13 protein-coding genes are annotated in these 13,695 nt (G+C 71.0%); 2 read left to right on the plus strand and 11 right to left on the minus strand.

Going from position 1 to position 13,695, the window contains the following annotated elements; translation table 11 throughout:
* Positions 1-32: 32 nt before the first annotated feature.
* Genes AB0M26_RS18995 through AB0M26_RS19010 form a run of 4 tightly spaced genes read right to left on the minus strand, consistent with a single transcriptional unit; the run spans position 33 to position 3,071 of the window.
* Positions 33-1,409 (minus strand): NADH-quinone oxidoreductase subunit D, encoded by a 1,377-nt coding sequence (locus AB0M26_RS18995; RefSeq protein ID WP_365262267.1) that lies wholly within the window; start codon positions 1,407-1,409, stop codon positions 33-35.
* Positions 1,409-2,143, minus strand: coding sequence for an NADH-quinone oxidoreductase subunit C (locus tag AB0M26_RS19000; RefSeq protein WP_365262270.1), 735 nt, complete (start codon positions 2,141-2,143; stop codon positions 1,409-1,411). Before AB0M26_RS19000 ends, AB0M26_RS18995 begins: the two co-directional genes overlap by 1 nt.
* The gene (locus tag AB0M26_RS19005) at positions 2,140-2,694 is read right to left on the minus strand and encodes an NADH-quinone oxidoreductase subunit B family protein (protein ID WP_365262273.1); all 555 of its coding nucleotides are present in this window, start codon (positions 2,692-2,694) and stop codon (positions 2,140-2,142) included. Before AB0M26_RS19005 ends, AB0M26_RS19000 begins: the two co-directional genes overlap by 4 nt.
* Before the next feature lie 17 nt (positions 2,695-2,711).
* Positions 2,712-3,071, minus strand: coding sequence for an NADH-quinone oxidoreductase subunit A (locus AB0M26_RS19010; protein ID WP_365262276.1), 360 nt, complete (start codon positions 3,069-3,071; stop codon positions 2,712-2,714).
* 722 nt (positions 3,072-3,793) lie between these two features.
* Here AB0M26_RS19010 and AB0M26_RS19015 point away from each other — a divergent pair.
* Entirely contained in the window at positions 3,794-4,585 is a 792-nt protein-coding gene (locus tag AB0M26_RS19015; RefSeq protein ID WP_365262279.1) for an NlpC/P60 family protein, read from the plus strand.
* Positions 4,586-4,701: 116 nt separating this feature from the next.
* On the opposite strand, the gene AB0M26_RS19020 is transcribed toward AB0M26_RS19015, so the two are convergent.
* Complete coding sequence (locus tag AB0M26_RS19020; RefSeq protein WP_365262282.1) at positions 4,702-5,988, minus strand: geranylgeranyl reductase family protein; 1,287 nt, start codon at positions 5,986-5,988, stop codon at positions 4,702-4,704.
* 318 nt (positions 5,989-6,306) lie between these two features.
* Positions 6,307-7,317 (minus strand): asparaginase, encoded by a 1,011-nt coding sequence (locus AB0M26_RS19025; RefSeq protein ID WP_365262285.1) that lies wholly within the window; start codon positions 7,315-7,317, stop codon positions 6,307-6,309.
* Between the two features lie 155 nt (positions 7,318-7,472).
* Here AB0M26_RS19025 and AB0M26_RS19030 point away from each other — a divergent pair, with 155 nt between their 5' ends.
* Positions 7,473-7,928, plus strand: coding sequence for an Lrp/AsnC family transcriptional regulator (locus AB0M26_RS19030; RefSeq protein ID WP_365262287.1), 456 nt, complete (start codon positions 7,473-7,475; stop codon positions 7,926-7,928).
* 87 nt (positions 7,929-8,015) lie between these two features.
* On the opposite strand, the gene AB0M26_RS19035 is transcribed toward AB0M26_RS19030, so the two are convergent.
* From AB0M26_RS19035 to AB0M26_RS19055, 5 genes are all read right to left on the minus strand, one after another.
* A complete protein-coding gene (locus AB0M26_RS19035) occupies positions 8,016-8,711 on the minus strand; it encodes a demethylmenaquinone methyltransferase (RefSeq protein ID WP_365262290.1) in 696 nt (231 codons plus the stop codon).
* Positions 8,712-8,725: 14 nt separating this feature from the next.
* A complete protein-coding gene (locus AB0M26_RS19040) occupies positions 8,726-9,391 on the minus strand; it encodes a hypothetical protein (RefSeq protein WP_365262293.1) in 666 nt (221 codons plus the stop codon).
* A gap of 7 nt (positions 9,392-9,398) precedes the next feature.
* Positions 9,399-10,652, minus strand: coding sequence for a cyclic dehypoxanthinyl futalosine synthase (gene mqnC, locus AB0M26_RS19045; RefSeq protein ID WP_365262296.1), 1,254 nt, complete (start codon positions 10,650-10,652; stop codon positions 9,399-9,401).
* A 170-nt stretch (positions 10,653-10,822) separates the two neighbouring features.
* Positions 10,823-12,676: a serine/threonine-protein kinase gene (locus AB0M26_RS19050; protein ID WP_365262299.1), complete on the minus strand. Its 1,854-nt coding sequence runs from the start codon at positions 12,674-12,676 to the stop codon at positions 10,823-10,825.
* A gap of 182 nt (positions 12,677-12,858) precedes the next feature.
* Positions 12,859-13,668: a menaquinone biosynthesis protein gene (locus tag AB0M26_RS19055; protein WP_365262421.1), complete on the minus strand. Its 810-nt coding sequence runs from the start codon at positions 13,666-13,668 to the stop codon at positions 12,859-12,861.
* Between the last annotated feature and the right edge of the window lie 27 nt (positions 13,669-13,695).

Below are 13,695 nucleotides of genomic sequence, written 5' to 3' on the forward strand. Positions count from 1 at the left end.
CAGGTGCACCTCGGGGTTGGCTGCGTTGCCTGTCACCGGTCGACGCCTCCCATCACGGGGTCGATGGACGCCACCGCGACGATGACGTCGGCGACCTGGCCGCCTTCGCACATCGCCGCCATGGCCTGCAGGTTGGTGAACGAGGGGTCGCGGAAGTGGACCCGGTACGGGCGGGTGCCGCCGTCGCTGACCGCGTGCACACCCAGCTCGCCCTTGGGCGACTCCACGGCCGCGTACGCCTGGCCGGGCGGGACCCGGAAGCCTTCGGTGACCAGCTTGAAGTGGTGGATCAGGGCCTCCATCGAGGTGCCCATGATCTTCTTGATGTGGTCGAGCGAGTTGCCCAGGCCGTCGGGCCCGAGCGCGAGCTGTGCGGGCCAGGCGATCTTCTTGTCGCCGACCATCACCGGGCCCGGCTCCAGCCGGTCCAGGCACTGCTCGACGATCCGCAGCGACTGCCGCATCTCCTCGAGGCGGATGAGGAAGCGGCCGTACGCGTCGCAGGTGTCGGCGGTCGGGACCTCGAAGTCGAAGGTCTCGTAGCCGCAGTAGGGCTGGGTCTTGCGGAGGTCGTGCGGGAGGCCGGTGGAGCGCAGAATCGGTCCTGTGGCGCCGAGGGCCATGCAGCCCGCGAGGTCGAGGTACCCGACGCCCTGCATGCGGCCCTTGAAGATCGGGTTCCCGGTGGCGAGCTTGTCGTACTCCGGGAGGTTCTTCCGCATCGTCTTGATGAACTCGCGCACGGCGTCGACCGCGCCGGGCGGCAGGTCCTGGGCGAGGCCGCCGGGACGGATGTACGCGTGGTTCATCCGCAGGCCGGTGATCAACTCGTAGAGGTCCAGGATCATTTCGCGGTCCCGGAACCCGTAGATCATGACCGTGGTGGCACCGAGCTCCATGCCGCCGGTGGCGATGCACACCAAGTGCGAGGAGAGACGGTTGAGCTCCATGAGGAGCACCCGGATCAGGGTGGCCCGGTCGGGGATGTCGTCCTCGATGCCGAGCAGCTTCTCCACGGCCAGGCAGTACCCCGTCTCGTTGTAGAACGAGGTGAGGTAGTCCATGCGCGTCACGAACGTGGTGCCCTGGGTCCACGTCCGGTACTCGAGGTTCTTCTCGATCCCGGTGTGGAGATAGCCGATTCCGCAGCGGGCCTCGGTGACCGTCTCGCCGTCGATCTCCAGGATCAGCCGGAGCACACCGTGCGTGGACGGGTGCTGGGGGCCCATGTTGACGACGATGCGCTCGTCGTCGGCCTTGGCCGCGGCGGCCGCGACCTCGTCCCAGTCACCTCCGGTGACTGTGTAGACGGTGCCTTCCGTGGTCTCGCGCGCATCCGACGGGTGCGGCCCGGAGGGCTCCGACGAGGGGAGGCGGCCGGGTGACGGGTTGGCATGCGACGTGGACATCAGGTGTACGACCTCCGCTGGTCGGGAGCCGGGATCTGGGCGCCCTTGTACTCGACGGGGATGCCGCCGAGCGGGTAGTCCCTGCGCTGCGGGAAGCCCTGCCAGTCGTCCGGCATCATGATCCGCGTCAGCGCCGGGTGGCCGTCGAAGACGATGCCGAAGAAGTCGTACGTCTCGCGCTCGTGCCAGTCGTTGGTCGGATAGACCGGGACGATCGACGGGATGTGCGGGTCGGCGTCGGGGCAGCCGACCTCCAGCCGGATCAGCCGGTTGTGGGTGATCGAGCGCAGGTGGTAGACGGCGTGCAGCTCGCGGCCCTTGTCGCCGGGGAAGTGAACTCCGCTGACGCCGGTGCACAGTTCGAAGCGCAGGGCCGGGTCGTCACGGAGCGTCGTCGCCACCTGGACGAGATGCTCGCGGGCGATGTGGAAGGTGAGTTCATCGCGGTCGACGACGGTCTTCTCGATCGCGTTCTCCGGAAGCAGATCCTGCTCCTCCAGAGCGCCCTCGAGCTCGTCGGCGACCTCGTCGAACCAGCCTCCGTACGGGCGGTTGGACGCGCCGGGCAGCCGAACGGACCGGACGAGCCCGCCGTAGCCGGAGGTGTCGCCACCGGTACTCCCGCCGAACATGCCGCGGCGTACGTCGATGACCTCGCCGTGGTCACCGCGCTGGCCGGGCAGGTTCTGGGCGTTCAGGTCCTTGTCGGGGTTGACCCCGTTCTCCTCGCTCACCGGAGCAGCCCCTTCATCTCGATCGTCGGAAGGGCCTTCAAGGCGGCCTCCTCCGCTTCGCGGGCGGCCTGTTCGCGGTTCACGCCGAGCTTCTCGCCCTGGATCTTCTGGTGGAGCTTGAGGATCGCGTCCAGCAGCATCTCGGGGCGGGGCGGGCAGCCGGGAAGGTAGATGTCCACCGGCACGACATGGTCGACGCCCTGCACGATCGCGTAGTTGTTGAACATCCCGCCGGAGGAGGCGCAGACGCCCATGGAGATGACCCACTTGGGGTTCGGCATCTGGTCGTAGACCTGCCGCAGCACCGGCGCCATCTTCTGGCTCACCCGGCCCGCCACGATCATCAGGTCCGCCTGGCGCGGCGATCCGCGGAAGACCTCCATGCCGAAGCGCGCGAGGTCGTAGCGGCCGGCACCCGTCGTCATCATCTCGATGGCGCAGCACGCCAGGCCGAACGTGGCCGGGAAGACCGAGGACTTGCGCACCCAGCCGGCTGCCTGCTCGACGGTGGTCAGCAGAAAGCCGCTCGGCAGTTTCTCTTCGATACCCATGGTTGGCCCCTAGCCCCCTAGTCCCATTCCAGGCCGCCGCGCCGCCACACGTAGGCGTAGGCGACGAAGACCGTGAGCACGAAGAGGATCATCTCGACGAGCCCGAACAGCCCCAGCGCGTCGAAGGTGACGGCCCAGGGATAGAGGAAGACGATCTCGATGTCGAAGACGATGAAGAGCATCGCCGTCAGGTAGTACTTGATCGGGAAGCGCCCGCCGCCGGCGGGATGCGGGGTCGGCTCGATGCCGCACTCGTACGCCTCGAGCTTGGCCCGGTTGAACCGCTTCGGGCCGACGAGACTGGCCATGACCACGGAGAAGATCGCGAAGCCTGCCCCGAGGGCGCCTAGCACGAGGATGGGCGCATAGGCGTTCACGCTCCTCGCTCCTTCCAGTCGACGATGACTGCGGACCGCGACCGGACGTGCGCTCTGCCGGGACGAAGATCGTGCATATGTGAGGCAGTTCACAAGCCCGAGTCGAATGCATCCTATGCCCCCCAGTCTGTGATCTGCGACACGGGGTTGCACAAGGCCTTTGTGATCTCCACCACCTGACGAACGATCATGAAGTCGGATCAGCGGTGATCTTCATACGCGAAGCGTCCGGCCGACCACGAGATGTGACATTGGATGGCCTTACCGCTGGTCAGGGCGGTGCGCATTTAGCAAAGCCTCGCTGTCCATGCAAATTCGCAATGGATCTCCCGGCCTGATAGTTGAACCCCGGACGCGGGGGGCGGGGGCCGCGGAGCGGGCTCCGGGTGACGGCTCGAAAACCGGCCATGATCGCCGGTGCGTGCACACATTCACTTGCGGGAGACCCGTGTTCAATTCGTCGCCAAACCGTGAGCCATCTCACTCTACCGGCGGGCTACAGAATGTGTTTCTTGGCCACTGACCGCGTGTGGTGGTAAGCGGCGAGCAATTCGGGCGAATCATCGAAAACCCGTGATCATGGCTCTGACCGGAGCTGATCCCTTCGGAGTGGAATCAGTGCACCAAGATCGGTAACAAACGATTCTCGCCGCGTACTCGACAAGTGTGGCGCATCACACGTTTCTTGAAGGAACCCATAGCTCCCTGGTAGCCGTGTACGCATGTCCCACACCGCTCACATACGAAGCCGCCGGAAACCGCGCACCACCACCACGTGGGTACGCGCGCGCGTTGCCGGCGGCGTCCTCAGCACCATCGCCGTGACGGCAGGATCGGGGTCCGCGATCGCGGCCGAGCCCGCCGGCGAGACGACCGCGGAGATCCCCGCCGTGAACGACGTCCTCACCGACGTCGCCGCGCGGTCCTCCGCGGCGACCGAGCAGGCCGCCCTCGACTACCAGCAGCGGGCCGATCTGCAGGACATGCGCCAGCGCGCCGCGGACTCCGCCCGCAAGGCCGCGAAGAAGGCGAAGCAGCAGGCCGAGCGGAAAGCCGAGGCGCGCGCCAAGGCCAAGAAGGCCACGGAGGCCCGTGAGCGCGCCTCCCGCGCCGCCGAGCGCACCACGCTCAGCACCTCCTCCGCCAGCGGCAGCGTGGACACGGTCATGAACTTCCTCGAGGCACAGCTCGGCAAGGCGTATGTGCTCGGTGCCAGCGGGCCGTCGGCGTACGACTGCTCGGGCCTCACCCAGGCCGCCTTCAAGACCGTGGGCGTCGACCTGCCCCGCGTCTCGCAGGACCAGTCGACCACGGGCACGCCGGTGTCCCTGGACAACCTCAAGAAGGGCGACCTGCTCTTCTGGGGCGGTACGGGCAGCGCGTACCACGTGGCGGTCTACGCGGGCGAGGAGAACGGCGAGGCCATGTACATCGACGCCGCCAACCCCGGCAAGGGCGTCGTGAAGCAGAAGCTCAGCGACTACCCCCCGACCTCGGCGCGCCGCGTGCTCTGAGCCTGAAGGGCCACCGCGGGCCCTCCGCGCGCACATGAAGGGCCGCCGCTCCCTCTCCCGGGAGCGGCGGCCCTTTGCGTCGTACGGGGCCCTCCAGGCCCCTTCCGGCCGCGCGCTCAGGCCTTCGGAGCCACCTTGCTCAGTCCGTTGATGATGCGGTCCATCGCGTCGCCGCCCCTCGGGTCGGTGAGGTTGGCGAGCATCTTGAGCGTGAACCTCATCAGCAGCGGATGCGTGAGCCCGCGCTCGGCGGCGATCTTCATGACCTTCGGATTGCCGATGAGCTTCACGAAGGCGCGGCCGAGCGTGTAGTAGCCGCCGTAGGTGTCCTTGAGGATCTTCGGGTAGGCGTGCAGGGCCAGTTCGCGCTGTCGCGCGGTCGCGCGCGCATGCCCCTGGACGATGACGTCGGCCGCGATCTGGCCGGATTCCATCGCATAGGCGATGCCCTCGCCGTTGAACGGGTTGACCAGCCCGCCCGCATCGCCGACGAGCAACAGCCCCTTGGTGTAGTGCGGTTGGCGGTTGAAGGCCATCGGAAGGGCGGCGCCGCGGATCGGGCCCGTCATGTTGTCCGGGGTGTAGCCCCAGTCCTCGGGCATCGAGGCGCACCAGGCCTTGAGCACCTCACGCCAGTCCAGTTCCCTGAACGCCTCGGACGTGTTGAGGACGCCGAGGCCGACGTTCGAGGTGCCGTCGCCCATGCCGAAGATCCAGCCGTAGCCGGGCAGCAGCCGCTCCTGGCCCCCTCGCCGGTCCCACAACTCCAGCCAGGACTCGAGGTAGTCGTCGTCGTGGCGGGGCGAGGTGAAGTACGTCCGTACGGCCACGCCCATGGGGCGGTCCTCGCGCCGGTGCAGGCCCATCGCCAGGGACAGCCGGGTGGAGTTGCCGTCGGCGGCGACGACGAGCGGCGCGTGGAAGGTGACCGGCGTCTTCTCCTCGCCGAGCTTCGCTTCGACGCCGGTGATACGGCCCGTACGCGGATCGACGACCGGGGCGCCGACGTTGCACCGCTCGTGCAGCCGCGCGCCGGCCTTCTGCGCCTGGCGGGCCAACTGCTCGTCGAAGTCGTCGCGTTTGCGGACGAGTCCGTAGTCCGGGTACGAGGCCAGCTCCGGCCAGTCGAGCTGGAGACGGACGCCGCCGCCGATGATGCGCAGGCCCTTGTTGCGCAGCCAGCCCGCCTCTTCGGAGATGTCGATGCCCATGGAGACGAGCTGCTTGGTGGCCCGCGGCGTCAGGCCGTCGCCGCAGACCTTCTCGCGGGGGAACGCCGTCTTCTCCAGCAGCAGGACGTCGAGTCCGGCCTTGGCCAGGTAGTAGGCGGTGGTGGAGCCGGCGGGCCCGGCTCCCACGACGATCACATCGGCGCTGCGCTCGCTGCGAGCGGTGTCGGGCACGTCGGCACTCCTGGTGCACTCGGCGGAAAGACGGCGGACGGTCGCAGTTTAGAACGCGCGCTTCGCCCGCCCGCCGGTGGTCCCGCGCGTGCCGGTGGTCCCGCGGCCGCGGTGAGGCCCGGACGCTGAGGCCCGGACGCTGAGGCCCGGACGCTGAGGCCCGGACGCTGAGGCCCGGACGCTGAGGCCCGGACGCTGAGGCCCGGACGGCAAGGCCCGGACGGCAAGGCCCGGACGGCAAGGCCCGGACGGTGAGGCCCGGACGGCCGGTCGCGGTCTTCAGCGACGCGACGGGCCGTCCGGAGTCGGGAGTTGCGGTCAGGACGCCCGGGCAGTGAGGACGGCGGGGTCCGGTTCCGCGATACGACGCAGGAGGTCGGCCTGCTCGGCCGGCTTCTCGGCGGCCATCAGTGCGGAGAGCAGGGCGATCCGGGCCTGGCCGGCGCGGAGTGTGCCGGTCGGTACGGCACCGGCCGCGATGAGGTCGACGGCGCCGCCGCCGCCCGCGTAGATCGGGGTGACTGGACCGGCCGGGACCCGCGTCGTCAGCGCGACGAGGACACCGCGGGCGACGGCGCGCTCGACCTCGGCGGCGAACTCCGGGGTGGCATTGCCCGCACCCGCCGCGACGAGGACGATGCCCCGCGCCCCGGCCTCCACGGCGGCCTCCAGCAGCAGCGGGTCGGCGTCCGCGTGGTGCATGACCATGTCCACGCGCGGCATCTCCGTGTCCACGGACGGCAGCGGGAGCGGCTCGGAGCGGTCGGGGCGGCGCAGGACGTGCACGCGGCCGAAACCGACCTTGCCCACGGGCTCGTTGGAGGGGTCGGCGAACGCATCGGAGGCGACGGTCTGGGTCTTCATGGTGCCGCGGGCTGCGTGCATCCGGCCGGCGAAGACCGTGAGGGTGCCGACGTCCTGGACGTTCGCGGCGGTCAGCAGGGCGTCGTAGAGGTTGCCGGAGGCGTCGCCGTCGACGGCTTCCAGGGGGCGCTGGGCTCCGGTGAAGACGACCGGGCGGCGGTCGTGGTGATGGAGGTCGACCAGGAAGGCCGACTCCTCCAGGGTGTCGGTGCCGTGGGTGACGACGACGCCGTCGACAGAGGAGTCCTCCAGCACGTCGTGCACGGCGCGGAGCAGAGCGAGCTGGTGGGCTGTCGTCAGCCGGGGGCTGTTGACGGTGAACAGGTCGACGATCTCGGTCTCGACGCCTTCGGGCACCGCCGCCACGGCGAGGACGTCCCGCCCGGCCGCGTCGGCCGCGTAGCCGTTGCCCTGCCAGCGGCTGGCGATCGTCCCGCCGGTGGTCACCACGACGATCCTTCGCATGCCCAGCTCACCTTCTTTCCCAGTGCGTATCCCCAGTGCGTTTCCGCGCTGAATCCGCCCCCCGATCGCTTTCGAGCAAGAATAGGGACTTGTATGGGCAATAGGATGGCGGAATTTCACAGAGCCTGGTCCAGCTGTGGCAGATAATTGCTGGCATGGACGCTATTGATCACAGTATCTTGCGCGAGCTGCAGCGGGACGGCCGCCTGACCAACCAGGAACTGGCCCAGCGCGTGGGCCTGACCCCCTCGCCGTGCCTGCGCCGCGTACGGCAGCTCGAGGAGGACGGCGTGATCCGCGGCTACCGGGCCGTGATCGACCCGGGCTCGGTCGGCCGCGGCTTCGAGGTACTGGTCTCGGTGGAGGTACGGCGGGACCGGGAGACGGTGGAGGCGTTCGAGGACGCTCTGCGCGAGCTGCCCGATGTCGTCGAGGCGTACCGGCTCTTCGGCAGCCCCGGCTGTCTGCTGCGGATCGCCGTCGCCGACATCGACGCGTACGAGCGGCTGTGGATCGAGCGGATCACGACGCTGCCGGGCGTGACGGAGGTCAACTCGCAGATCGTGATGAAGCGGATCAAGGAACCGCGGGGGCTGCCGGTGGGCCGCTAGGCCCCGCCGAGGTGGTGGCAGCAGCCCGCACGAGGACCGCGCGCCGTACGAGGGCTCCCGCCCGCCTCCTGCCCGCAGTCCGCCCCGCTACGGCGTCTTGCGGGCGCGGTGCAGGGCGACGATGCCGCCCGTCAGGTTGCGCCAGGCGACCTTCGACCAGCCGGCCTTCTGCATCCGCGCCGCCAGCGCGGGCTGGTCCGGCCAGGCGCGGATCGACTCGGCGAGATAGACGTACGCGTCGGGGCTGCTGCTGACCGCGGTGGCGACCGGCGGCACGGCACGCATCAGGTACTCGGTGTAGACCGTGCGGAACGGCGCCCATGTGGGGTGGCTGAACTCGCAGATCACCACCCGGCCGCCCGGCCGCGTCACCCGCAGCAGCTCGCGCAGCACGGCATCCGTGTCCTGCACGTTGCGCAGCCCGAAGGAGATGGTGACGGCGTCGAAGGTGTCGTCGCGGAAGGGCAGCCGCGTGGCGTCCCCGGCCGTGAACGGCATGTGCGGGTGGCGCTGCTTGCCCTCGCGCAGCATGCCCAGCGAGAAGTCGCAGGGGACGACGTACGCGCCCGCGTCGGCGAATGGCTGCGATGAGGTGGCCGTGCCCGCGGCGAGGTCCAGGATCCGCTCCGCCGGGCGGGCGCCGACGGCCTGCGCGACCGCCCTGCGCCAGAGCCGGGCCTGGCCCAGGGACAGCACGTCGTTCGTGAGGTCGTACTTGGCCGCCACGTCGTCGAACATCGCGGCGACTTCGTGCGGCTGCTTGTCCAGGGAGGCTCGGGTCACGCGCCCATTCTGGCCTATCGGGCCCTATGGACCAGACGGCCCCCCAGGACCGTGGCGACACAGGATCCGGCCCCGTGCGCGGCGAGCGCCTCCCACGGACCGACCACGCGGCCCTCGCCCGCGAGGGCGGCCTCCGCCTCCACGGCGAACACCGCGAAGTCCGCGCACACGCCGGGCGCGAGGACCCCGGCGAAGAGCTCGTCGCACGCGCCGCCCGCCAGCGGATCGAGTGAGGGTGCGAGCGAGGCGTCAGCGACCGGACCACCCACCGCGACCATCCCGGCGCGAGCGAGAGCCGTCCGCACCTCCGGCGTCGCGAACTTCCCCGCCACCGCCGTCGTCCCGTGCGCCAGCATCCGCTGGATGCCGCGGCGAGCGCTCGCGCCCGGCCGCGCGGCGGCGAGCGCCGCATCGGGCACCGGCTCCCTGCCCAGCTCGTCCGCCTCCCGGGGGTCCGGGTGGTAGACCGCCTCCAGCAGGCGCCCGGCCCCGCGGTGGACCAGGCCCGGCGTCAGCAGCCCGGGCCAGCGCCGGATCCGGGCGCGGGGGTGATCGGCGACCACCCGCTCGTACGGTCCTAGGGCGGCGACCGTCGCGCCGTCGACCACCACCGCACCGCCGCGGACGACCGCCCGGCCGGGCCCCGGCCAGACCGCGTCCGCGGTGTGAACGGTCAGCACAGCGGCGTCAGTCGGCCTCGACGAGCTTGAGCGCGGGGCGCGCCGTGCCGCCCACCCGTCGCTCGCCGCCACCCTCGGCCGAGGCGCGGCGCGCCACCCCTCCGTCGTCCAACGCGGTCGAGGAGAGGTGGGAGACCACACGGTCGTCGACCGGGTCGTCGGCCGGGTCGTCGTGCACGACCAGATGCTCGTACGTCGTGGCGCGCTGCGCCGGGACGCGGCCGGCGGCACGGATCAGCTCCAGCAGCTCCATGCGGTTGGAACGGTGCTTGGCGCCGGCCGAGGAGACCACGTTCTCCTCCAGCATCACCGAGCCGAGGTCGTCGGCGCCGTAGTGCAGCGAGAGCTGGCCGGCCTCCTTGCCGACGGTGAGCCAGGAGCCCTGGATGTGGGCGACGTTGTCGAGGAAGAGCCGGGCGACGGCGATCATCCGCAGGTACTCGAAGACCGTCGTCTGGGTGCGGCCCTTCAGATGGTTGTTCTCGGGCTGGTAGGTGTACGGGATGAACGCGCGGAAGCCGCCCGTACGGTCCTGGACGTCACGGATCATGCGGATGTGCTCGATGCGCTCGGCGTTGGTCTCGCCGGTCCCCATGAGCATGGTGGAGGTCGACTCGACGCCGAGGCCGTGCGCCACCTCCATGATCTCCAGCCAGCGCTCGCCGGACTCCTTGAGCGGAGCGATGGCCTTCCGCGGGCGGGCGGGCAGGAGTTCGGCGCCGGCGCCCGCGAACGAGTCCAGGCCCGCGGCGTGGATCCGGCGGATCGCCTCCTCCGCGGTGACCCCGGAGATACGCGCCATGTGCTCGACCTCGGAGGCGCCGAGGGAGTGGATGACGAGCTCCGGGAACGCCTTCTTGATCGCGGAGAAGTGCTCCTCGTAGTACTCGACGCCGAAGTCCGGGTGGTGGCCGCCCTGGAACATGATCTGGGTGCCGCCGAGACGCACGGTCTCCTCGCACCGCTCGAGGATGTCGTCGAGGTCCCGCGTCCAGCCCTTCGCGGTGTCCTTCGGCGCCGCGTAGAAGGCGCAGAACTTGCACGCCGTCACGCACACGTTGGTGTAGTTGATGTTGCGCTCGATGATGTACGTCGCGATGTGCTCGGTGCCGGCGTAGCGGCGACGGCGCGCGGCGTCCGCGGCGGAGCCCAGCGCGTGCAGGGACGCCGACCGGTACAAGTCGAGCGCCTCCTCGGGGGTGATGCGGCCACCGCCGGCGGCGCGGTCGAGGACGGACTGAAGGTCGGCGCTCTCGCTCACCGGGACCGGTCCCTTCCGACAGGGGTACGTGACGACCGCCCCAGCGTACGCCAGCGCTCCTCGGCAGCGGACGACGGGACGGCGCTGCGGGCCGGCGGGCCCCAGGGGAGCACGGCGGTGGCCGCGGACGGCGAACGGGCCCTGTCGTCGTACGGGTTCGCCGGGTCCGTTCAGCCCGCTTCGGGCGTGTGCCGGGCGAGCTTTCGCAGAGTGCCGGTGGGGTTGCCCGCCGGGTCGTCCTTCGCCGTGTAGCGGAGCGTGCCGTCCGGCCGAAGGGTGAGCCGCTCCTCCGTGGAGCCCTGGCTGCACAGTGCCTGGCCCTCGGTCTCCTCGAAGCGCGAGTCGAGGACCAGTTCGTCGGGGCGCGCCTTGACGAGCCGCCAGAGGCTGCGGCACCGCAGCGGGGCGAGCCGGATGTCGCCGGACCCCACCTTCTGGCCGACCTTGCCCTGTTCGATGGTGATGGTCATCAGGCCGCCCGGAATGCCGTTCTCGGAGGTGAGATCGCCCTCCCATGTGCCGAGGAACGTCGTGGGCACGGAGGACGCGGCAGCGGACGAAGAAGCCGACGCCGAGGGTCGGCCCGCGCTGTCGGCCGTGTTGTCCTCGCCGTTCTTGGCGCCCGGCATCAGGCCGAGAAGGTACGCGGTCGTGGTGACGACCGCGAGAGCGGCGGCCACGGACAGCACCAGCGTGCAGCTCAGCCGCCGCGGACCACGGGCTCCGGCCGGCGGGGGCGCGGCGGTTGCCGTGGCGGAGACGGAGATCGCCCGCCCGCCGCCGCGTGCCGCCCCGTTGCGCGCATCGGCATCGGCGGTCCCGTCCGCGTACGAGCCGGCGGCCCTGTCCGCGTACGAATCGGCGGCCCCGTCCGCGGCGCTCCCGTTCGTAGCGCTCCCGCCGGCGGCGCTCCTGTCCGCGTACGAGGGGTGGGGCGGCCCGTACGCGCCCACCGTTGCGGCCGCGGGCGGATACGGGGTTGCGGGGCCGCTGCCCGACTCCCGCCCACCGGAGGGGAATTCGGCGGGTGGCAGGGTGACCGGACCCGAGCGCTCCGCTGCCGCCCCCGGCCCGGCGCCGCTGGTCTCCGACCCGGTCTCCGGGCCGGTCTCCGAGCCTGTCTCCGCCTCCAGGCCGAGGAGTTCCACGGCCCGTCGGCTGACCTGCTCGACCAGCGGCCCCGGCAGCCACCCGCTCCGTGCGAGCCCCTGCGCGCCCGTCCCGCCGCCCAGCCGGCGCGCCACCAGCTGCGGGGTGGGCCGGTCCGCGGGGTCCTTGGCCAGGCAGGCGGTGACGAGTTCGCGCAGCCCGTCCGTCAGGGCGGCGCCCAGCTCCGGCTCCTCGTGCACGACTTTGTAGAGCAGGGAGGCCGAACTGTCCCCGGGGAAGGGCGTCTCGCCGGTGGCCGCGAACGCCAGGACGGCACCGAGGGAGAAGACGTCCGAGGCGTGCGTGACCCCGTGACCGAGGATCTGCTCGGGCGACATGTAGCCGGGCGAGCCGATGGAGACACCCGTGGCGGTCAGTGACGCCGTGCCGTCCGTGGCGCGCGCGATGCCGAAGTCGATGAGCCGGGGGCCGTCCACGGTCAGGAGGACGTTCGACGGTTTGACGTCGCGGTGGACGAGACCGAGCGCGTGCACCGCGGCCAGCGCTTCGGCGAGCCCGGCGCCCAGGGTCCGTACGGTGTGCGTGGGCAGCGGGCCGACGGCGGACACGGCGCGGCTGAGGTCGGGACCCGCCACGTACCCCGTCGCCACCCAGGGCAGGGACGCCTCGGGGTCGGCGTCGAGCACGGGCGCGGTCCAGTCACCGCCGACACGGCGTGCGGACTCGATCTCGCGCCGGAAGCGGGCGCGGAACTCCGTCTCCCCCGCGTGGTGGGGGTGCACGACCTTCACCGCGACCGTCCGGCCGCCCGCGCTGCGCCCGAGATAGACCCGGCCCATGCCGCCCGCCCCGAGCCGGCGAAGCAGCCGGTACGGGCCGATAGCGCGCGGATCGTCCGCCTCCAGCGGATGCATGCCTGCCGTTCCCCCCTCGGCTCGCCCGGATGTCTCCCTGCGACGCGCGCCGACAGCTTAGAGCCTGGGGTCAGCGCCTGGGAGCGAAGGGAGCGGAGCCGGGCCCCCTAGAGGTGCGCGCCCGGAGCGCCCGCCCCGGGCCACGCGCCCGGCCCGGATCCCACCTCCGGCTGCGGCTACGGCTACGGCAGCAGCCGGACGCGGACGTCGGGCGGAAACCCGGTCGTGGCGCCCGTGCGCCGTGCGAACTCGGCCACGCCCGCGAGCTGTTCGGGCCCGAACCGGAAGTCGAGCGTGGTGAAGTAGCGCTCCAGCAGCCGGGCGTCGAAGGACTCCCAGCGCGCGGCCTGTTCGGCGACCTTGGTGACTTCCTGGAGGGAGACGTCGCGGGAGGCGAGGAACGCCTCGTGCGCCTGGCGCACGATCCGCGGCTCGCGCGCGAGGTATTCGCGGCGGGTCGCCCAGACGGCGAACACGAAAGGCAGGCCCGTCCAGTCCTTCCACATCTGCCCGAGGTCGTGGACCTGGAGCCCGAGGCGGGGTGCGTCGTGGAGGGAGGCCCGAAGAGCGGTGTCGCCGATGAGCACGGCCGCCTGCGCCTCCTGCATCATCAGCCCCAGGTCGGGCGGGCAGCGGTAGTACTCGGGCTCGATCCCGTACTGCTCGGCGATGAGCAGCTGCGCGAGGCGTACGGACGTACGGGAGGTGGAGCCGAGTGCGACGCGTGCGCGGTGGAGCTGGTCCAGCGGCACCTGGGAGACGATGACGCAGGACATGACGGGGCCGTCGCAGCCGACGGCGAGGTCGGGAAAGGCGACGAGGTCGTCGGCGTTGCGGAGGAATTCGACGAGGGTGACGGGAGCGATGTCCAGCTCGCCGCGGACGAGCTGCTCGCTGAGCTTCTCGGGGGTGTCCTTGCTCAGCTCGAGGTCGAGGAGCGCGCCGGTGTGCGCGAGGCCCCAGTAGAGGGGCAGGCAGTTCAGGAACTGGATGTGGCCGACCCGGGGACGGCTGCGGTG

The sequence above is a fragment of the Streptomyces sp. NPDC051776 genome, from assembly GCF_040681345.1.
Lineage (GTDB): Bacteria > Actinomycetota > Actinomycetes > Streptomycetales > Streptomycetaceae > Streptomyces.

Excerpts from the sequence above, each read along its gene's own strand:
- AB0M26_RS19005 (WP_365262273.1), bottom strand. The coding sequence starts at position 2,694 with ATGGGTATCGAAGAGAAACTGCCGAGCGGCTTTCTGCTGACCACCGTC.
- AB0M26_RS19025 (WP_365262285.1), bottom strand. The coding sequence starts at position 7,317 with ATGCGAAGGATCGTCGTGGTGACCACCGGCGGGACGATCGCCAGCCGC.
- AB0M26_RS18995 (WP_365262267.1), bottom strand. The coding sequence starts at position 1,409 with ATGTCCACGTCGCATGCCAACCCGTCACCCGGCCGCCTCCCCTCGTCG.
- AB0M26_RS19030 (WP_365262287.1), top strand. The coding sequence starts at position 7,473 with ATGGACGCTATTGATCACAGTATCTTGCGCGAGCTGCAGCGGGACGGC.
- AB0M26_RS19050 (WP_365262299.1), bottom strand. The coding sequence starts at position 12,676 with ATGCATCCGCTGGAGGCGGACGATCCGCGCGCTATCGGCCCGTACCGG.
- AB0M26_RS19015 (WP_365262279.1), top strand. The coding sequence starts at position 3,794 with ATGTCCCACACCGCTCACATACGAAGCCGCCGGAAACCGCGCACCACC.